The sequence below is a fragment of the Candidatus Pelagibacter sp. HIMB1505 genome (assembly GCF_052047915.1).
GTDB classification, from domain to species: Bacteria; Pseudomonadota; Alphaproteobacteria; order Pelagibacterales; family Pelagibacteraceae; genus Pelagibacter; species Pelagibacter communis_A.
In genome coordinates, this window is sequence record NZ_JBNAIR010000002.1 from 121,006 (window position 1) to 138,960 (window position 17,955).

21 protein-coding genes are annotated in these 17,955 nt (G+C 31.4%); 11 read left to right on the forward strand and 10 right to left on the reverse strand.

Going from position 1 to position 17,955, the window contains the following annotated elements; translation table 11 throughout:
• The first annotated feature begins 49 nt into the window (after positions 1 to 49).
• Complete coding sequence (locus ACTTAU_RS06970) at positions 50 to 1,420, forward strand: aminotransferase (protein WP_440632925.1); 1,371 nt, start codon at positions 50 to 52, stop codon at positions 1,418 to 1,420.
• Here ACTTAU_RS06970 and ACTTAU_RS06975 read toward each other — a convergent pair.
• The 3 genes from ACTTAU_RS06975 to ACTTAU_RS06985 all read right to left on the reverse strand — a co-directional run bounded on the left by ACTTAU_RS06975 (position 1,417) and on the right by ACTTAU_RS06985 (position 4,290).
• Positions 1,417 to 2,412 carry a cyclodeaminase gene (locus tag ACTTAU_RS06975; protein WP_440632926.1) on the reverse strand — a complete coding sequence of 332 codons (996 nt, stop codon included), beginning with the start codon at positions 2,410 to 2,412 and terminating at the stop codon, positions 1,417 to 1,419. The two genes, ACTTAU_RS06970 and ACTTAU_RS06975, sit on opposite strands and share 4 nt — an antisense overlap.
• Positions 2,402 to 3,403, reverse strand: a complete 1,002-nt coding sequence (locus ACTTAU_RS06980) for a pyridoxal-phosphate dependent enzyme (RefSeq protein ID WP_440632927.1) — start codon at positions 3,401 to 3,403, stop codon at positions 2,402 to 2,404. Before ACTTAU_RS06980 ends, ACTTAU_RS06975 begins: the two co-directional genes overlap by 11 nt.
• A gap of 62 nt (positions 3,404 to 3,465) precedes the next feature.
• Positions 3,466 to 4,290: a phytanoyl-CoA dioxygenase family protein gene (locus ACTTAU_RS06985; protein ID WP_440632928.1), complete on the reverse strand. Its 825-nt coding sequence runs from the start codon at positions 4,288 to 4,290 to the stop codon at positions 3,466 to 3,468.
• Positions 4,291 to 4,308: 18 nt separating this feature from the next.
• Between ACTTAU_RS06985 and ACTTAU_RS06990 the strand changes: the two genes are divergently transcribed.
• The 5 genes from ACTTAU_RS06990 (at position 4,309) to ehuA (ending at position 8,235) form a co-directional block, all read left to right on the forward strand.
• Positions 4,309 to 5,094: an MOSC domain-containing protein gene (locus tag ACTTAU_RS06990; protein ID WP_440632929.1), complete on the forward strand. Its 786-nt coding sequence runs from the start codon at positions 4,309 to 4,311 to the stop codon at positions 5,092 to 5,094.
• A gap of 83 nt (positions 5,095 to 5,177) precedes the next feature.
• Entirely contained in the window at positions 5,178 to 6,023 is an 846-nt protein-coding gene (locus ACTTAU_RS06995; protein WP_440632930.1) for a transporter substrate-binding domain-containing protein, read from the forward strand.
• Positions 6,024 to 6,087: 64 nt separating this feature from the next.
• The gene (gene ehuC, locus ACTTAU_RS07000) at positions 6,088 to 6,759 is read left to right on the forward strand and encodes an ectoine/hydroxyectoine ABC transporter permease subunit EhuC (protein WP_440632931.1); all 672 of its coding nucleotides are present in this window, start codon (positions 6,088 to 6,090) and stop codon (positions 6,757 to 6,759) included.
• Positions 6,760 to 6,762: 3 nt separating this feature from the next.
• Complete coding sequence (gene ehuD, locus ACTTAU_RS07005; protein WP_440632932.1) at positions 6,763 to 7,449, forward strand: ectoine/hydroxyectoine ABC transporter permease subunit EhuD; 687 nt, start codon at positions 6,763 to 6,765, stop codon at positions 7,447 to 7,449.
• On the forward strand, positions 7,450 to 8,235 hold the full coding sequence (ehuA, locus tag ACTTAU_RS07010) for an ectoine/hydroxyectoine ABC transporter ATP-binding protein EhuA (RefSeq protein ID WP_440632933.1): 786 nt from the start codon (positions 7,450 to 7,452) through the stop codon (positions 8,233 to 8,235).
• Here the strand turns inward: ehuA and ACTTAU_RS07015 are convergent, their stop codons facing one another.
• From ACTTAU_RS07015 to ACTTAU_RS07025, 3 genes are read right to left on the reverse strand one after another with little or no spacing between them, the layout of a single operon-like run.
• Positions 8,236 to 8,463: a hypothetical protein gene (locus ACTTAU_RS07015; protein WP_440632934.1), complete on the reverse strand. Its 228-nt coding sequence runs from the start codon at positions 8,461 to 8,463 to the stop codon at positions 8,236 to 8,238. It lies immediately after the preceding gene.
• 55 nt (positions 8,464 to 8,518) lie between these two features.
• Positions 8,519 to 9,178, reverse strand: a complete 660-nt coding sequence (locus ACTTAU_RS07020; RefSeq protein WP_440632935.1) for an MT-A70 family methyltransferase — start codon at positions 9,176 to 9,178, stop codon at positions 8,519 to 8,521.
• The gene (locus ACTTAU_RS07025) at positions 9,175 to 9,849 is read right to left on the reverse strand and encodes a hypothetical protein (protein WP_440632936.1); all 675 of its coding nucleotides are present in this window, start codon (positions 9,847 to 9,849) and stop codon (positions 9,175 to 9,177) included. The genes ACTTAU_RS07020 and ACTTAU_RS07025 overlap by 4 nt, the downstream gene beginning before the upstream one ends.
• A 595-nt stretch (positions 9,850 to 10,444) precedes the next feature.
• Between ACTTAU_RS07025 and ACTTAU_RS07030 the strand changes: the two genes are divergently transcribed.
• Positions 10,445 to 10,990, forward strand: a complete 546-nt coding sequence (locus tag ACTTAU_RS07030) for a hypothetical protein (protein WP_440632937.1) — start codon at positions 10,445 to 10,447, stop codon at positions 10,988 to 10,990.
• Complete coding sequence (locus ACTTAU_RS07035; protein ID WP_440632938.1) at positions 10,987 to 11,496, forward strand: hypothetical protein; 510 nt, start codon at positions 10,987 to 10,989, stop codon at positions 11,494 to 11,496. Before ACTTAU_RS07030 ends, ACTTAU_RS07035 begins: the two co-directional genes overlap by 4 nt.
• On the opposite strand, the gene ACTTAU_RS07040 is transcribed toward ACTTAU_RS07035, so the two are convergent.
• Positions 11,497 to 11,982, reverse strand: a complete 486-nt coding sequence (locus ACTTAU_RS07040; protein WP_085113961.1) for a YajQ family cyclic di-GMP-binding protein — start codon at positions 11,980 to 11,982, stop codon at positions 11,497 to 11,499.
• Positions 11,983 to 12,082: 100 nt separating this feature from the next.
• Here ACTTAU_RS07040 and ACTTAU_RS07045 point away from each other — a divergent pair, with 100 nt between their 5' ends.
• Complete coding sequence (locus ACTTAU_RS07045) at positions 12,083 to 13,678, forward strand: SulP family inorganic anion transporter (RefSeq protein WP_440632955.1); 1,596 nt, start codon at positions 12,083 to 12,085, stop codon at positions 13,676 to 13,678.
• A gap of 5 nt (positions 13,679 to 13,683) precedes the next feature.
• Positions 13,684 to 14,706 (forward strand): D-2-hydroxyacid dehydrogenase, encoded by a 1,023-nt coding sequence (locus ACTTAU_RS07050; protein ID WP_440632940.1) that lies wholly within the window; start codon positions 13,684 to 13,686, stop codon positions 14,704 to 14,706.
• Here the strand turns inward: ACTTAU_RS07050 and ACTTAU_RS07055 are convergent.
• Together ACTTAU_RS07055 and ACTTAU_RS07060 are read right to left on the reverse strand one after the other, a co-directional pair.
• Positions 14,703 to 15,428, reverse strand: coding sequence for a haloacid dehalogenase type II (locus tag ACTTAU_RS07055; RefSeq protein ID WP_440632941.1), 726 nt, complete (start codon positions 15,426 to 15,428; stop codon positions 14,703 to 14,705). The genes ACTTAU_RS07050 and ACTTAU_RS07055 overlap by 4 nt on opposite strands.
• Before the next feature lie 31 nt (positions 15,429 to 15,459).
• Complete coding sequence (locus ACTTAU_RS07060; RefSeq protein ID WP_440632942.1) at positions 15,460 to 15,795, reverse strand: DMT family transporter; 336 nt, start codon at positions 15,793 to 15,795, stop codon at positions 15,460 to 15,462.
• Between the two features lie 75 nt (positions 15,796 to 15,870).
• Here ACTTAU_RS07060 and ACTTAU_RS07065 point away from each other — a divergent pair, with 75 nt between their 5' ends.
• Positions 15,871 to 16,512 (forward strand): (d)CMP kinase, encoded by a 642-nt coding sequence (locus ACTTAU_RS07065; protein ID WP_085113967.1) that lies wholly within the window; start codon positions 15,871 to 15,873, stop codon positions 16,510 to 16,512.
• On the opposite strand, the gene ACTTAU_RS07070 is transcribed toward ACTTAU_RS07065, so the two are convergent.
• Positions 16,509 to 17,912 (reverse strand): MFS transporter, encoded by a 1,404-nt coding sequence (locus ACTTAU_RS07070; protein ID WP_440632943.1) that lies wholly within the window; start codon positions 17,910 to 17,912, stop codon positions 16,509 to 16,511. The genes ACTTAU_RS07065 and ACTTAU_RS07070 overlap by 4 nt on opposite strands.
• Between the last annotated feature and the right edge of the window lie 43 nt (positions 17,913 to 17,955).

A 17,955-nucleotide genomic window follows, 5' to 3' on the forward strand; every position in this document is an offset into this window, starting at 1 on the left:
AAAAAAATTTTTTATTTGTTTTTTTACTAATAATGTCTAAACACAACTCATGTTAAAAAACGATCAACTCGCTGAATGGGATAGACAGAATTTCTTTCACCCATCCACTCACTTAGCACAGCATGCAAGAGGCGACGCCCCTAGCAGAATTATTACTGATGGTGAGGGTGTTTATATTATTGATCGTGATGGTAAAAAATATTTAGACGGATTTGCTGGTTTATATTGTGTCAATGTTGGTTATGGTCGAAAAGAAATAGCAGAGGCTATTTCAAAACAAGCTCACCAATTATCTTATTATCACTCTTATGTAGGCCACGGTACTGAGGCATCAATTACGCTTTCTAAAATGATTTTAGATCGAGCGCCAAAAAATATGTCTAAAGTGTATTTTGGCTTAAGTGGTTCGGATGCCAATGAAACCAACATTAAAATGGTTTGGTATTACAATAATATTTTAGGTAGACCGAATAAGAAAAAAATCATTTCAAGATGGAGAGGTTACCATGGTTCAGGTTTAGCAACTGGGTCACTTACCGGCTTAGATATATTTCATAAAAAATTTGATCTTCCAATTGAGAACATCATTCATACAGAAGCGCCTTATTATTTTAGAAGAAAAAATTTAGACCAAACTGAAGAACAATTTTCAGATCACTGTGCTGAAGAGTTAAAATCTTTAATTCAAAAAGAGGGTGCAGAAAATATTGCAGCGTTTATTGCTGAACCAATGCTTGGAACCGGTGGAATTGTTCCTCCTCCAAAAGGGTACTGGGAAAAAATTCAACCGATCTTAAAAGAAAATGATATTTTAATTATTGCTGATGAAGTGGTTACTGGATTTGGAAGATTGGGTAAAATGTTTGGATCTGATTTTTATCAAATAGATTCTGATATCATAACGATTGCTAAAGGATTAACGTCTGCTTATGCACCGTTATCAGGCTCTATCTTTTCAGAAAAAGTTTGGGAAGTTTTAGAAAAAGGAACTGATGAGTTTGGTCCTATTGGTCATGGTTGGACTTATTCTGCTCATCCAATTTGTGCAGCAGCAGGAGTTGCAAACTTAGAATTAATTGATCAAATGAAAATTTTAGACAATGTTAATGAAGTAGGGCCTTACTTTAATGCTCAATTAAAAGAGAAAATTGCAGACCTTCCTCATGTTGGAGAAGTTAGAAGTGAAGGTTTAATTGGAGCGATTGAATTAGTTGAAGATAAAAAGGCTCATAAATTTTTTGATCCAAGTAAAAAGTTTGGGCCAACATTAGCTGGAAAATTATTAAGCAATGGTGTGATTGCAAGAGCAATGCCGCAAGGAGATATTTTAGGTTTAGCTCCCCCTTTATGCATTAGTAAATCTGAAGTTGATTTGTTAATTGGTGGAATTGCAAAAGTAATTGAAGAAGCTAAAGCTTAATTTTCAATAATTTTACCAATATTTTTTTCTTTAGCTAATTTATCCGTTAAAGTTGCAATCGCTGTATCTTGAACGCCAGTTCCTGTTAAATCACAAAGAGTTATCTGATTTTCATTGGATCTTCCTAACTTTGGATCCACAATAATATTTCCAAGTTCAGGAAAGGTATCATTTTCTTTAATAATATTTTCTTTTATCGCAGTTCTAAGTTCACCTAATTTTTTTGATTGTGAATTTCGATCAGGCACAAATAAATCTATTGATTTAAAAATATTTGGATCAATTTCATTTTTTTCAGAGTTATCGGATCCCATAGCTGTAATATGCTGACCTTGTTGTATCCAACTTTGCTTTATTAAATATTCTTTACTAGGTGTTGTGGTTATTAAAACCTCATTTTCTCTAACTATTTTTTCAATATCTAATTCTACTTTACAATCTAACTTTGTGATTTGTTTGATATCTTCTGCACATTGTTCAGCTTTCAATTGATCTCTTCCCCAAACTGTAATTGTATCAAACTTTCGAACTAAACAGGCAGCCTCAGCTTGTAATCTTGCTTGCAATCCTGATCCAATAATCCCTAGGCTTTTACTATTTTGGTTTGATAAATATTTAATAGATATTGCACCAGCTGCTGCTGTTCTAATATCAGTTAAGTAACCATTATCTAATAATAAAGACTGAACTAGTCCTGTTTTAGAAGAAAATAAAACCATTAATCCATTTAAACTTGGAAGTCCAAGAGACGGATTATTAAAAAAACCGGGGCTTATTTTAACAGCAAATCCATCAAAGTTCTTTATGTAAGCTGTTTTTACATCCACTTCACCACGCTGATCTTTCATCTCCATCGATAAAATTGGAGGCATTTCCACTTCTCCTTTTGCAAGGGCCACAAAAGCTTTTTCAATTTCATCAATTATATTTAAATCAAGCTTAACTAAACTTTTAATTTCTTTTTCAGAAAGGATAAAAATTTTATTGGACATAAGCTGAACCATTAATTGTTAAGTCACCCATTTTAATATCTTTACCCTCTATAATATTTTTATGAAGATCAGGATCAATATTTTTACCGGTAATAATTGTAGTAGTTAACCCCTCTAAATTCTTTATTTTATTATTCATTAATGCAGCAACCCCAACCACACATGCTCCTTCACAAATAATATTATCCATATAATAAACTTCCTGAAGTGCTTTATAAATTTCTTGTTCGCTTACTAAAATAATATCATCCAGATATTTTTGACAAAGTTTAAAGCTATATTTATTAGATAAACCAATTCCACCCTGTAACGAATCTGCAAGACTAATAAATTCTTTAACTTGAGAAGGTTTATTATCTTTAATGGATTGATACATTGCAGCCCCATTTTCCATTGAAACCCCGTAAACTTTTATATTATGATTTAATTGTTTTAATACCGCTGCAATCCCTCCGGCTAAACCGCCACCTGATAAAGGAATTAATACATTTTTAATATCAGGGTCTTGTTCAAATATTTCTAATCCAATGGTTGCTTGCCCATTTAAAACATCTAAGTCATCAAAAGGGGAAATATATTTTAAACCTTCAGTTTTTGCTAAATTGATACTTATTTCTTCAGCTTCATCTTGAGATGCTCCTTCAATTTTAACTTCAGCACCTAGTTGTTTGATCCCTTCAACTTTATTTGTTGGCACATTTTCTGACATACAAATAACAGCTTTCTTATTTTGTTGTTTTGCAGCAAATGCAACACCTTTTCCATGATTACCAGTAGAGCAACAAGTAACCCCTTTAAAATGATCCGATAGATTTAAAACAGCATTCATAGCTCCTCTAATTTTAAAAGCTCCAATCGGTTGATTAAGTTCTAGTTTTAATTTTAAATCTACACCAAGTTTTTTAGATATATTTGAATTTACTAATTCTGTTTCTTTAATAAACGAAGAAATTTTTTCTTTAGTATTTTTTACTTCTTCAATCTCAATCATTTAGAACATTATCTTAGTTAATTTTAGATTTAAAGAGATCATATTATTGATCTAAACAAGTGTTAATACTCACCTTTTTTTTCAGATCCATTATAAAAGATTTCTTGAAGATATTGGTTTTCTCTTTTTCTTAGCACCATTCCTTCTTCATCCATGAAATTTTTTACTCTTGGAATTTCTTCATGATATTTAAATTCATCGGTGCCTCGTGCAATCTGTACACCATTTTTTCCAAGAACTTGTTTAACGTTTGTCCCAATATAACTTTGTATGACAAATCCTATTCTTCGGTCATTACTTTTATTTAGCCCTGAACCATGAACTATTCTTGGGTGATGCAAAGACATTTGTCCTGCTTTTAATTCAACTGATTGAACATCGTTTTCAGGAACATTTTCAACCGTTTGCCCTCTAGTTAATAAATTACCCTGATCAAATTTTTGATTATGTTCTCTAATTTCAATATGAGAACCAGGCCACATTCTCATGCATCCATTTTCTTCATAAGAATCTGTGATTGCAACCCAAGCAGTTACCCAATTATGTGGCTCTAAACCAATATATTTTGCATCTTGATGGTAACTTACATAACCAGTTTGATTTGGATTTTTGATAAAAAGTGTGGTGCTACAAACTAAAATATTTTTCCCAATAATACTTTCTACAGCATCTAATATCTTTGAGTTATGAACTATCTTATCAAGTTCTGGTGAAATTAAATGAACATTATATCTACCTGACTTATCAATTTCACTTGGCATTTCTTTTTCTATTAACTCAATCTCTTGTCTTGCTTTAAAAGCTTCCTCTGCTGAAAGAACGTCAATAGGAGCAACATAACCATTGTCGTTATATTGTTTAAGTTGATTTGAAGAAAGATTAGCCATATTATTTTATTAGATTATATGACAATCAAAATATCATCAATTCATTTTTGTCCTGTTAAATCTGTTTCCTATCAAACGATAGATCAATGTAATATTCAAAAAGATATTGGACTTGAAGGCGATAGAGTTTTTGCTTTGTTAAAAAATATAGAGAAGGATAATCCGAAATTAATTGATAAAGAACATGAAGAAAGAAAAGGCAAATGGAATAAGATCTTAACTCTTAAAAATACACCAGCTTTAAATAAGTATAATTTTAGTTATGAAAATGAGCAATTAACCTTATATCAAAAAGACCAAGCTATTTTATCCATTAACTCAAATGATACAGAAGAAAGAATCAAACTTGTAAATAAGATTATTGAACTTGAAAATTCAATTAAAGATCCAATAGTATTAATGAAAAATCATCAATTACCATACTTTGATACCACTATTTCAACTAAAGTTGATTTTGTTAATTCAGTATCTCTATTGAATATTGAAAGCATAAAAGACTTTAGAGATAAGACTAAAAATGAAATTGAAGTCCAAAGATTTAGAGGAAATTTCTTAATGGAAGGCGTTAATGCTTGGGAAGAACGAAATTGGATTGGAAAAATAATTACAATTGGAAATCAAAAATTTCATATTAAAAAAAACATTCCAAGATGTGTAGCAATTAATATCAAGCCAGAGACAGATGATAAAAATTTAGATTTATTAAGATCTTTAAAAGAACATTATCAACACTTTGATATGGGTTTATATTTAGTTCCTTTATCTTCTGGAAAAATCACAAAAGAAGACAGCATAAGAATATAAACAACTCTTAGTTGTAAGAACCACTGCACTATACAAAGCAATCAAAATTTGATTAACTTTTCGATAATAAAAGAGGAGATAAAATGAAAAAAATAATCAAATCAATTGGAGTATTATTAATAATTCTTTTTAGTATTTCTTCCGTTAACGCCGAAACGTTAACTGAAAGATTAAAAAAAGGTCATAAATTAAGACTTGGTTTTGGTACTGCTATACCGTGGGCTTATGCTGGAGATAATGGTGAGGCACTTGGTTTTGTAAACATGATTGCAATCACTGCATTAGAAGAAATGGGGATTACTGACTATGAAACAAAAGTATTTGAATGGTCTGGTTTAATTCCTGGAATTAATGCTGATCGATCTGACATGATTACAGGTGGAATGTATATTTTAAAAAGTAGATGTGCCAACATAGACTTTTCAGATCCAATCGGAGTATTTGGAGATGCTATGTTAGTTCCTAAAGGAAATCCTCAAGGAATTTATAATTATGCAGATGTTGTAAGAACAGGTGCAAAATTAGTTACTGGTGCAGGTTTTAACACAGTTGAAGCTGCAAAAAAATATGGTGTTCCAGAAAGTCAAATGCTTTTAGTAGAAGGTGAGGTTGGAATTCTTGCTGCCATGAAAGCTGGAAGAGCAGATGTTGCTGTACAAACATGGTTCGGTGGAAAAGAGCATGAAGAAAAAACTAATGGTCAATTTGAAGTTACTGACCCTAGTAAAATGCCTAAAGAAACTATGAACGTTGTTGGTATTGGTTTTAGAAAAGGTGATGATGAATTTAGGGAAAATTTCAACAAAGCCTTAGCTAAAGTTATGGGTTCACCTAAAATGATGGAAAGAGCTGGTAAATATGGTTACACAAAAGCTCAGTTACTATCAGACCCAAGCATGACTACAGAGTGGGCTTGTAATACTAAATAACATTTAAATTAAATTATATTCAGGCGACTTTTTTAAGTCGCCTGAAATGTTTTATATAATCATTATGACGTATTTCGAATTCCTTGGTGAGCATGGTACTACTTTATTGTTGGGAGCCACAACAACTGCGAAAGTTCTTGTATGTTCAACAATCCTTTATGTCATTATTTCTATGATTTTTGGATTGATGAGAATTTCTAAAAATCCAATCGTTCAAGGGATCGCAACAGTTTATATTGAAATCTTTAGAGGCACTTCACTCTTAGTTCAGTTATTTTGGTTTTATTATGTACTTCCATTTTTTGGAATATCATTAGAGGCATTTGTTGCAGGTGTCTTATCTCTTGGAATGAATTTTGGTGCTTACGGTGCGGAGATAGTTAGAGGAGGAATATTAGCAGTACCAAAAGGACAATGGGAGGCAGCACACGCTCTAAACTTTGGTCCTGTAAAAAGAATTAAAAGAATAATTATTCCACAAATTTTTCCAATTGTACTTCCACCGGCTGCAAATCTTACAGTGGAATTACTTAAAGCAACAGCGTTAGTCGCATTAGTTACTGTTGTTGATTTAACGTTTGAGGCTAAACAAATTAACTCAATTACTTGGTTATCAGCACAAGCATTTGGTACAGCATTACTAATTTATTATTTTATGGCAAGATTTGCGCTTGTTCCTTTTTTAAGATGGCTTGAGGTTTTAGCAGCAAGAAAAGTTGGAAAGGAGCGTTTATAATTTATGGAAATGGGGTGGAGATGGGATTTTACCTTCGAAATATTACCCAATATGTTGTGGGCGACCTTGAATACTATTTTAGCAGCAGGGGTTGGTTATGCTATAGCAGTAATAGTTGGTTTAATTTTTTTAATTGGTCAAAGAACTCCTTACAAATTTGTTAATATAATTAATAGAGAGATTGTTGAATTCATTAGATCTACTCCACTGTTAATTCAATTATTCTTTGTTTATTTCGTGCTTCCACAATTTGGAATTACCTTATCTGCGTGGGTCTGCGGAATGATTACTATTGGTCTTCATTTTGGTACCTATTTATCTGAAGTTTATAGAGGTGCACTCGAAGGAGTTCCAAAATCTCAGTGGGAAGCTTGCAGAGCATTAAATTTTTCAACGGTTTACACTTATAAAAGAATAGTGTTGCCTCAAGCATTTCCAATCGCAATTCCTGGTATGGGTAACTATTTAGTTGGAATATTTAAAGATACTCCATTACTTTCAACAATAGGAGTGGCTGAATTATTTCATGCTGCAACTGCAGTTGGAGGATATCACTATAGATATTTAGAGCCTTATACTTTAGTAGGTATTATATTTTTAACACTTTCAATTCCTGCTGCGATTTGGATTAGAAGTTTAGAAAAGAAAGTTAATATTTCACAAGGTAAAATAAAGAGGGAACAGATTTAAATGGATAATTCAAAAGAGACTATTGTTAGCTTTAAAGAAGTAACCAAGCAATATGGTGACTTAGTTGTATTAGATAAATTAAATCTAGATATTAAACAAAATGAGATGGTCTCAATTATAGGTCCTTCAGGATCAGGCAAAACTACTGTGTTAAGAGTTTTAATGACTTTAGAAAAAATCAATCAAGGTGTTATTCATTTAGATGGCGAACCTTTAACTCATATGAATGAAAATGGAAAACTTGTTGAAGCGAATGAAAAATATTTAAGAGAACGAAGATCAAAAATTGGTATGGTTTTTCAGCAGTTTAATTTATTTCCACATATGACAGCTTTACAAAATTGTATTGAAGCTCCGATTGAAGTGTTGGGAATGAAAAAAGAAGAAGCTGAAGAAAGAGCTTTAGATTTACTAGAATTAGTAGGTTTAACAGATAAAAAAGACGAACACCCAAGTAGACTTTCAGGCGGTCAACAACAAAGAGTAGCGATTGCAAGAGCGCTTGCTATGAGACCTAAGGTAATGTTGTTAGATGAGATTACATCAGCCCTTGATCCTGAAGTTGTTGGAGAAGTATTAAATGTTATTAGATCATTAAATAAGGAACATAATCTAACAATGATAATGGTTACTCATCAAATGGGTTTTGCAAGAGAAATATCAGATAGAGTTTGTTTTTTTAATGAAGGTAAAATTTTTGAGCAAGGTCCTCCTGAAAAAATATTTGATGATCCTCAAAATGAGAGAACTAAACAGTTCTTACATGCAGTATTAGATGCGAATTAATTAGCTAGGATTTTGTTTTAAAAACTCGATATATTTTTTGACTTCATCAAATTGTTCATCAGGAATATCTTTGTAACTTGCTTTAAATTGACTTTTGACACAGATTGCTACATGCGCATAAGGGTTTCTTCCTTTAGGATGATTAGGGTGATCGGGTAATTGTCCTACCAAATAATCGCCAGCTTGCTGAATAATTTTCCACAATTTACTTGCGTTTTCTTTATTCATTTAAACTAATAACGTGTTTTATCTCTTTCAATTCGAGTATGGTTCGAGTTGTAAACTAAAATAAATCTAATTGTGTTTTTTTAATAACTTTCTTTTTTTTCTTTCTCTTTTTTTGTTTAGACATATTAGATGGTCTATTTCTTGTTGAATAATATCCATCATTAAATTTATTTTTTTCATTACCCCAAGTATCCCAACCTTTTTTTGCTTTTCTGGCAAACAATTCTAGATACGGTCCATTACAAAGCTTTTCTATATAATCATATATTTCATCAGGCTTACGACTATGTTCTCTTCTTTTTGAAACAACTAATCTTGGAATATCTTTTGCTTTTCTTGGTGGTGAACCTTTGGTAGCAATCCAGCATTGTTCTGGATTTGCTCTAGTCCAATATCCTAGTCCAGTAAAAAAACTTCTTCTATTCATTTTATTTTCATCTACTTTTTTATTGAGCTTCGCCCAATAAAATCCAACGGTTTTGAATTTAAATCCCCATTTATTTATTAACTCCATAGCTTTGTCTAATATGGGATCAGTTACCCAAATGAATAAAACACAATTTTTTGATGCCCACTTTTGAATATTTAAATTTTCAAGATCCTCAATAGACATGCAGTCATAATGAGATATTGCATTTCTTCCAGTTCCTTTTTCACTAAAATTTTTAAAATACCAAGGTGGATCGGCATAAATAACATTATATTTTTTATTCATTTAGTTTTTTTTTCTATAAGAGAATGTAATGAATTTTTAAAATATTCATTAACTTGTTCTACCTCTTTTACAATTGAAGCTCCAAAATGTGAATCTAATTCTTCTTTTATAAGTGAAAAAGGTCCAGGTAATGCTCTTAGTCCATAATAGCAAATAATGTATGAATATGATTTTTTTACGTTTAATCCTTTCGATTTACCATAATTCTTTAATAAGAAGTTTGTGGATAACAAATCATTTCGTATAGATCTTTTTTTACCAGCATCAAAGTTTCCATTCCCTCTTTTAATTTCATAACTACTGATTGATCTCTTTTTTTTATTATAAACAATACAATCTATTTGAAGTGTACGTGCTGGATTTTTTGTTTCAAAAGGCAGATTTGTTTCTGCTGTGATATCTAAATCTTTTCCTGATTGATTGGCCAAACTATTTGCTCTAGGTGAAATTGGGAATGCATCCTCTGTTAATACTGTTAGATGTTTGCATTCCTTTAGTCTTTCAACTAATGCTTCCTCTAAAATAGCTCCATGCCTTTTGTATGCTGAACTAATCACAGAAGTAATAAACGCAAATTTACCCCCTATAGGGTCAGATCTAAAATTAGGTCTAGAAAGCTTTTGAATAGTTTGATTTATGACTGGCTTTAATTTGTTAAGCACATCAGACATGTATTTATGATAACAAATCATATTTTAAGAGTCCAACTACTTTAAATTGTGATTTGATTTATCTATTTTAATTCGAGTTTGGCATCGAGTTTTTTAATAGAATTTCTGAATTTTAAAGCGATTAATTTAAGTCTTCTTTTCAAATAAGCATTAAAGTGCTGGTGTTTGATGTAGGTTAATGTGGATTAGGCTGAACCTCTAATGCACCAAATAATCGCCAGCTTCCTGAATAATTTTCCAGAGTTTACGAGAGTTTTCAGGGTTCATAATATTAAACCTATATTTATTTTTATATTTAGCAAATACGTTTAGATGTATCCTTATATGAATTCGAACCGCGGACCTATTGATTACAAATCAATAAGTCTAATTTACTTTTTTACCATAATTTTTTGTAAAAACTTTATTGATAATTTTTTTTCTTGTTCGATAAATGTTCTAATGAAATTAACTTTAAATTTGATAAAAGTTTTCTATTCATAGTGCATTCTATGCAGCCTTAAATAATGCCTCTTAGAGGTGGCCTTTAAAACACTCACAAAAAAAACCAACCCTCATAGAGAAAACTCTGTGATTAAATTTTGAAGGAGGCCGCATGGCAACAAGTAAGAAACAAATATTGGCTAATAGACGTAATTCAAAAAAGTCTACTGGTCCGAAAACAAAACAAGGAAAGTTATCGGTTAGTAAAAATGCAATCCAACACGGGCTTGATGCTGAAAAGTTTGTGGTTATTGGCGAGAAAATTGATGATTTAAATGAGTTTAGAGATCGATTGATTGATCAATTAAAACCACAAAGTGTTCATCAAGAAATTATTGTCTCAAAAATGATTGATGTTGCAATTCGTCTTAAGCGAATACCGATTATTGAAGCGGGAATATTCAATCATGAAATGCTTGAATATGAAGCTATGGAGGAAAAAGATAATGTTGCTGATACAATTGAAGGTGCAAGAGATAAAGAAGTGGTTATCTCCTCGAACACTATCATTCGTAAGACAGGACTTGCATTTGCAAGAGACTGCGATCAAGGAAGCGCGATCCTTAAACTAAATACCATAGAAGATCGATTGCTTGTGAAATATTTTAAACTTTTAGAATTGCTGAAAAAGGAGCAAAAGAAAAGAGGTTTAAAATGAGAAAATATAAAGGATCAAGGTCAACTAAATCTCCCTCAAGAAAAAGAAACTTGGGGGAGAAAAAAGTTAATTTAAACTCTTTAGGAAAAGCAAAAAGATTAGAATTTTTAAATGAGTGGGGCCCTCATATGAAAGAACATGACCCTATTAGGTATTATTGCATGATTGGAAGACCTCTTCCAAAAAAATATCAGGCAAAACCAAAAGTACAAATTACACCTGTGAATGCTTATGTGCCTCCACAATCTAAATTGAGTAAAGAAGAACTAGATGCTAAATTGAAAAAGGAAGCTGAAGAGAGAAAAGCAAAAGAGGAAAAAGCTTTTAAACAACAACAAGAAAAGATGAAGGAGCAACAACGATTAGAATACAATCGAAGAATTGCTCAAAAACAAAATCGATTAGTGCATTGGTGTGATGCTAATAGATCTGGTAATTGGAAGAGTATTCACTCTGAAGAATTTGAAAATAAATATGGACCTAAGAAAAATAAGAGCTATTACTAGCTAGTCTCTAAAGTTAGTGAATTCTATAGGTAGACCAATGTCGATGGCTTTGATTGCGGCGATGGCTTCTTGAAGATCATCTCTTTTTTTACCATCCACTCTTAGTTCATCACCTTGGATTTTAACTTGGACTTTAAGTTTTAGCTTTTTGATATCGGCTACTACTTTTTTTGAATTTTCTTGGCTAATGCCTTCTTTTAGTTCACTAACTTGTCGAATGGTTCCACCAGAGGCTCCTTCTGAAGATTTAACTTCTAATACTCTTGGGTCCACTTTTCTTCGAACAAGATGAGTTTCTAGTAATTCATTAACTTGTTTTAGTTTTAATTCATCTGGTGCAATGGTGGTGATGTTTTTGTCTTTTCTTTCAATTGAGATTTGAAGGCCTTTAAAATCATATCTATTTGAAATTTCTCTAAGGCAATTCGCTAAAGCATTATCAAATTCTTGATAATTAATTTTGCTGATGACATCAAATGAAGGCATAATTTTATAATTCGTATAATAAAGTATTTTTGATTAAATGTAATTAAAGATAAGGTAAATTTTTTGATTTATGAAAAAAAACGTTTCACCAACAAAAGCAATGCTACACCTTGCAAATTCTCTTAAATTTGAGTTGCCAAGTAGTCTTCCAAAAAAAGGATTATCGATTTCTTTATTTAGAGTTGAAATTTTATCAGGATTAACGGTTGCCCTTGCTTTAGTGCCTGAAGCTATTGCCTTTGCATTTGTTGCAGGAGTTGCACCTTTATCTGGATTGTATGCAGCCTTTATCGTTGGATTAATTACAGCTGTATTCGGTGGAAGACCTGGAATGATATCTGGGGCAACCGGTGCTTTGGCAGTGGTGATGGTTTCATTAGTTATGGATCATGGAGCTGAATATTTGTTTGCAACGGTTGTCTTGATGGGAATTTTACAACTGATTGCTGGAGCACTTAAACTTGGAAAGTTTATAAGAATGGTACCAGAATCTGTCATGCTTGGATTTGTAAATGGACTTGCAATTGTAATAGGTCTTGCACAATTAAGTCAGTTTAAAACAGTAGATGAACTTGGCAACCTTGTATGGATTTCAGGGGATGTACTTATTTATTCGATCATTTTTGTATTATTAACTATGTTTATTATTTGGTTTTTACCAAAGGTTACAAAAATTATACCTTCAACCCTTGCTGCAATTCTACTTACAACAGTTTTAGTAATTTCTTTAAAGATTGATATTCCAAGTGTTGGAGATCTTGCAAGTGTTAAGGGTGGATTGCCTGATTTTTCAATTCCAAGTGTTCCTTATAATCTTGAAACTTTAAAGATTATATTTCCTTATGCACTGATACTTGCAACCATTGGATTAATTGAAAGTTTATTAACCTTAAATTTAGTAGGTGAGATTACCAATAAAAGAGGGGGAGCTAGCCAAGAGTGCTTAGCGCAAGGACTTGCCAATTCTGTAACAGGTTTTTTTGGGGGAATGGGTGGTTGTGCAATGATCGGCCAATCAATGATTAATGTTAGATCTGGTGGAAGAACAAGAATAGCAGGAATTGCTGCAGCATTATTTTTACTGACTTTTATTCTTTATACTTCAAGCTATATCGAAATGATTCCGATAGCAGCTTTAGTTGGAGTGATGTTTATGGTTGTAATTGGAACCTTTGCTTGGAATTCAATTAAATTTTTAAGAGTAGTACCAAGAAGTGATGCATTAGTTACTATCCTTGTAACTGTTGTGACTGTTTTAGAAGATTTAGCAGTTGCAGTCATTGTTGGAGTAATAGTTTCTGCATTAGTCTATGCTTGGAAGACTGCTTCAAGAATAAGAGCTACTGAAAGACCCTCAAAATCTGACAAAGGGGCTAAAGTTTATGAAATAGAAGGACCATTATTTTTTAGTTCAGCAAATAGTTTTCTAGAATTATTTAATCCAGAAAAAGATCCAAAAGTTGTCATCATTGATTTTGCTAAATCAAGAGTAATTGATCAATCCGCATTAAAGGCCATTGAAGATATTGCTCAAAAATATGATGGATTTGGCAAGAAAATAAAACTTAGACATTTATCAAAAGATTGTCATAAATTGCTAAGTAAAACGGGTCAGCTTGTGGTTGATAGTGATGATGATCCTGATTATAGCTTAGCTGTTGATTATGGTGTTAACTTAAAAATATTTAATAAATAAATTCAATGAGCGAAAAAATAAAAATCCATATTAGAAATAATCATTGGAAAGAAGGATTTTTACCTTGTGATGAAGAAGGGGAGAAGAATAATACAATTACTAAAGAAGAATTTGAAAAAGGTTTAAGTCAATATCCTGAAATAAAAGACAAGATAGAATACTTAATTGATTGGGATGATGACAATTTTAAATCATCAATGAAATCAGCCGATGTTTTGTTAGGCTGGCAGTTTCCAACTGACAATTTAAAAGAGATTGCTCCAAATTTAAAATGGATCCATGTGATATCCGCTGGTGTTAATCACTTGTCCCCATTTAATTGGATGAAAGAGGATTTAGTTTTAACCAATAGCAGTGGGGTGCATGCTAAAAAAGCTGGAGAGTTCGGTTTAATGAGTATTTTAATGCTGCAAAACCATATGACGAGATTAGTTACTCATCAAAAAAATAAAGAGTTTGTCTCCTTATTAGGAAAGCCAATTGAAGGAAGAACTGTTGTTGTAGTTGGAACGGGTTCTTTAGGTGGCTCAATGATCAAACATATCAGTAAACTTGGAGCAAATGTTATAGGGGTTAATAGAAAAGGTAAAAGTGTAGAAGGGTGTTCAAAAGTAATCACTTTTGATCAAATTGATGAAGTATTACCAATAGCAGATTTTTTATATTTAGCTGTACCAGAAACTGAAGAGACTAAAGGATTAATCAACAAGGAAAGATTAGATAAATTAAAAAAAACTTGCGGAATTGTAAACATTGGGCGTCAGTCTGTCTTAGATTATGAATATTTAAAAACTAAGTTAGAAAAAAATGAGATAGCAGGTGCTATTTTAGATGTTTTTTCAACCGAACCAATTCCAAAATCCTCCAATCTTTGGGACACGCCAAATTTGATTATTACACCGCATGTATCTTCAGATAGTGAAGGTAATTATATAGAGATGGTTCTAAAAATATTTTTTAAGAACCTAAAATTATTTTTAGACAAAAAAGAATTAATTAATCAGGTAGATAGAAAGCTTGGATATTAGTTTTTTGCAGTTTCTTCAGCAAATGAAATTAAGTCTTTAAAGATAACATCTGGTTTTGGTAGATTATCAACAACTTTAGTTGCACCCCAATTCCCACCATTATCTAAATTTTGTCTATCAATCCAAACAGTAGTCATATTAAAATGTTTTGCTGGGACATGATCATGAAATAAACTTTGAGCAACGTGTAAAATTGATTGAGGTTTTTCATTGTATTTTTTTTCAATATTTTCAAACATGTAATCAAAATTAGCTAATGTAGGTTTATATGATCCAACATCTTCAGCAGTATAAATTTCATCAAATTCAACTCCCAACCAACGATTAGAAGAAGCAAAGCCTTTCGTATTTACATTGGATAAAATCACTAACTTAAAATTTTTTTTAAGAATTCTTAATGCATCCGCACTATCAGGAAACGCTGGCCAGTGTTTAACAGAGTCTCCAAATTCTTTATCTAAACTTTCATTAGATTTTAAATCATGCTGTTTAGAAAATTGCATATGAACATTGAATAAAATTTCAGGATAAAGCATTGAAGGAGTTTTCTTTTGTTGCTCAGATTCTAATAAAGCAAAATTTCTTAATACTTTTTCTCTAGTTAAATCATCTCTTTTATTGAAATGAATTAATGGTTGAAATGCATTCCAAATACCACTTTCCCAATCAATTAAAGTACCGTAACAATCAAAACTTAAAAATTTAAAGTCATTATAATTCATAATTTTTTTTATATCTTAGTAGTGTTTAAAGTTAATTTAAGCGGCCAAGATAATTTACCATAACCACTCCAATAATAATTAGGATAATTCCAATTAAACCATAAATATTTGGAACTTGATTAAATTTTAATAAAGCAAATAAAACGACACCAGTAACTGTTAATCCGCTATACGTTGCATAAGCAAAACCAACAGGTAAAGCATGCATTGCTTTTGCAATACAAAACATAGTCACAAACATAAATGCAATACATAAAACAGAAGGGCTTAATTTTGAAAAACCTTCTGAAATTTTAGCAAAACTATTTGCAGCAATTCCACAAGATATTCCAACTGCTAAAAATAAATACCCGAATAAAGGTTTCATTTAGTTAGATTATCAAATTGGTTAATATTTACTATTTTATTATTTAATCTTTAATAAAATAGGCTATTAAACCTTATGGCTAAATTGAAAAAATTAATCATTGCTTGTGATGGTGAGTCTGCAAGTGGTAAAAGTACTGCTGCAAAATTAGTTTCAAAAAAGTATAAACTTTTACTGATTAATTCAGGTCTTCTTTATAGATATTGCAGTAAACTAATTATTAAAGATAAGCCTAAAAATATAATTCCATATTTAAAAAATAAATTTAAAACTGTCTCTTATAAAGCGATTGCTAAACAAAAACTTCATTCAGAAGAAATCTCTAACCATGTTGCGGTATTAGCAAAGAATAAAAAGGTTAGAGAAATTGTGAACCAATTACAGATGAAGATTATCAGAGCAAATAATAGAATTTGTGTTGAGGGACGTGATATTGCGAGTAAAATTTTAGCTAAAAATCCAAAATATGACTTAGCGTTTTACTTTAAATGTAGTTTAGAGGTTGCAGCTTACAGAAGATGGTTAGATTTAAAAAAATCAGTGCCATTAAACGAAGTTAAAAGATCTCTGAAAATTAGAACCTCCTTAGACAAGAAAAGAAAAAACAGCCCATTAATTAAAGTAAAAGATGCTATTTTAGTTAGAAGTGACAAGCTAAATAAGAAAGAAGTGTTAGCTAAAATGTCTAAAGCAGTAGAAAAAGTTCTTAAAAACTAACTTTTATTTTCTTCAGTTGGCTTATTTATTTCTGTATTTTTTTCAGCACTTGCAATTTGATCTAAATCAACAGGGACATTCATCTCTTCTAATTTTTCCTCTAAACTTGATTTAAATTCATCATAAGATCTAGTTGGATTAGCAATAGGTTCCGTTTGTGGATTTAATTCCATTCCAACTGGAGTAATACTCTCTGGCATAGGTGTAAATTGGCTGTCTGGGTTTTCTTGTACTTCTGCTCTTATTCTCATTCTATAAACTCCAAAAATTCCAATTATAGAATGAAAAAATGCTAAGAATATCCAAAAACCATTTACGCCAACTATATTCATAAATATTGAACACATAAACGGTCCACTCATTGCTCCTAAACCAAATGCAATTTGTAAACCTGCACCTGCTACAACAAATTTTTCTTTTGGAATATAATCATTAGTGTAAGCAAGAATGATTGCAAACATTGGTAAACTTAAAAATGAAAATAAAACTACACAAACATAAAACCATGTTTTAGGAGTTGCCAAACCTTCTGGTAAATACATTTGTCTTGAAGCAAAGATTGCACAGATTGCAAAAAATGCTGCACCAAATGTTGAATAGATAATTACTCTTCTTCGATCAAAAATATCTGAAAGTTTTCCAATAGGCCATTGTGATATGGCACCAGAGACTGCTAATAAAAAAGTTACAATTGAAATTTCTAAAATCGTAAAGTTCATAGAAGCTGCATATACAGCTAATAATGAAAATAATGCTGATTGAACTGCACCATAAGTTAATGCAGATACCATTCCAAGAGGAGACGTTTGATATAATTCTTTCAAACTCATTCCTTGAATTCTTTTAAATGTTGGTGCTTTTCTTTTTGTCATTAAGATAGGAATAAGGGCTACAGACATTAATAAAGAGATTAAAATAAAAGGTTCAAAGTTTTCAGGTGCACTAAAGTTTAAGAAAAACATTCCAAGACCCATTGATCCATAAAGGATCACCATGTAGATCGATAAAACACTTCCTCTATTTTTATTTGAAGATCTGTCGTTTAACCAACTCTCCGCAATGGTATAAATAGAGGCCATACTAATTCCTGTGATCACTCTTAGCAAAAACCAAGTAAAAGGATTTACAAACAAAGAGTGAGCTAAAATTGCAACAGAAGCTGTTGATGCAAAAGCTGCAAAGGCTCTAATATGACCAACTCTTCCAATTATATTGGTAATGAATTTTGCTCCTAAAAAATAACCTACAAAATAACCTGACATCATAAATCCAGTTGCAGCTAAACTGAATTTTTCTTGTACTGCTCTAACTCCTAATAAAGATCCTTGGAACCCATAGGCAAGCATAATGCATGACATACCTAAAAATAACGCCCAAGAATTTTTTAAAATTTTATTCATACTTTACCGCCTATTTATTTGCAGTTATTATTAAATCAAGTCT

What these genes read in the sequence shown, in the direction of transcription:
- ACTTAU_RS07025 (WP_440632936.1), bottom strand. Translation starts at nt 9,849, where the DNA reads ATGTCTGATGTGCTTAACAAATTAAAGCCAGTCATAAATCAAACTATT.
- ACTTAU_RS06995 (WP_440632930.1), top strand. Translation starts at nt 5,178, where the DNA reads ATGAAAAAAATAATCAAATCAATTGGAGTATTATTAATAATTCTTTTT.
- ACTTAU_RS07030 (WP_440632937.1), top strand. Translation starts at nt 10,445, where the DNA reads ATGGCAACAAGTAAGAAACAAATATTGGCTAATAGACGTAATTCAAAA.
- ACTTAU_RS06985 (WP_440632928.1), bottom strand. Translation starts at nt 4,290, where the DNA reads ATGGCTAATCTTTCTTCAAATCAACTTAAACAATATAACGACAATGGT.
- ACTTAU_RS06980 (WP_440632927.1), bottom strand. Translation starts at nt 3,403, where the DNA reads ATGATTGAGATTGAAGAAGTAAAAAATACTAAAGAAAAAATTTCTTCG.
- ACTTAU_RS06990 (WP_440632929.1), top strand. Translation starts at nt 4,309, where the DNA reads ATGACAATCAAAATATCATCAATTCATTTTTGTCCTGTTAAATCTGTT.
- ACTTAU_RS07070 (WP_440632943.1), bottom strand. Translation starts at nt 17,912, where the DNA reads ATGAATAAAATTTTAAAAAATTCTTGGGCGTTATTTTTAGGTATGTCA.
- ehuA (WP_440632933.1), top strand. Translation starts at nt 7,450, where the DNA reads ATGGATAATTCAAAAGAGACTATTGTTAGCTTTAAAGAAGTAACCAAG.
- ACTTAU_RS07040 (WP_085113961.1), bottom strand. Translation starts at nt 11,982, where the DNA reads ATGCCTTCATTTGATGTCATCAGCAAAATTAATTATCAAGAATTTGAT.
- ACTTAU_RS07045 (WP_440632955.1), top strand. Translation starts at nt 12,083, where the DNA reads ATGCTACACCTTGCAAATTCTCTTAAATTTGAGTTGCCAAGTAGTCTT.
- ACTTAU_RS06970 (WP_440632925.1), top strand. Translation starts at nt 50, where the DNA reads ATGTTAAAAAACGATCAACTCGCTGAATGGGATAGACAGAATTTCTTT.
- ACTTAU_RS06975 (WP_440632926.1), bottom strand. Translation starts at nt 2,412, where the DNA reads ATGTCCAATAAAATTTTTATCCTTTCTGAAAAAGAAATTAAAAGTTTA.
- ACTTAU_RS07060 (WP_440632942.1), bottom strand. Translation starts at nt 15,795, where the DNA reads ATGAAACCTTTATTCGGGTATTTATTTTTAGCAGTTGGAATATCTTGT.
- ACTTAU_RS07020 (WP_440632935.1), bottom strand. Translation starts at nt 9,178, where the DNA reads ATGAATAAAAAATATAATGTTATTTATGCCGATCCACCTTGGTATTTT.
- ACTTAU_RS07035 (WP_440632938.1), top strand. Translation starts at nt 10,987, where the DNA reads ATGAGAAAATATAAAGGATCAAGGTCAACTAAATCTCCCTCAAGAAAA.
- ACTTAU_RS07065 (WP_085113967.1), top strand. Translation starts at nt 15,871, where the DNA reads ATGGCTAAATTGAAAAAATTAATCATTGCTTGTGATGGTGAGTCTGCA.
- ehuC (WP_440632931.1), top strand. Translation starts at nt 6,088, where the DNA reads ATGACGTATTTCGAATTCCTTGGTGAGCATGGTACTACTTTATTGTTG.
- ehuD (WP_440632932.1), top strand. Translation starts at nt 6,763, where the DNA reads ATGGAAATGGGGTGGAGATGGGATTTTACCTTCGAAATATTACCCAAT.
- ACTTAU_RS07015 (WP_440632934.1), bottom strand. Translation starts at nt 8,463, where the DNA reads ATGAATAAAGAAAACGCAAGTAAATTGTGGAAAATTATTCAGCAAGCT.
- ACTTAU_RS07055 (WP_440632941.1), bottom strand. Translation starts at nt 15,428, where the DNA reads ATGAATTATAATGACTTTAAATTTTTAAGTTTTGATTGTTACGGTACT.
- ACTTAU_RS07050 (WP_440632940.1), top strand. Translation starts at nt 13,684, where the DNA reads ATGAGCGAAAAAATAAAAATCCATATTAGAAATAATCATTGGAAAGAA.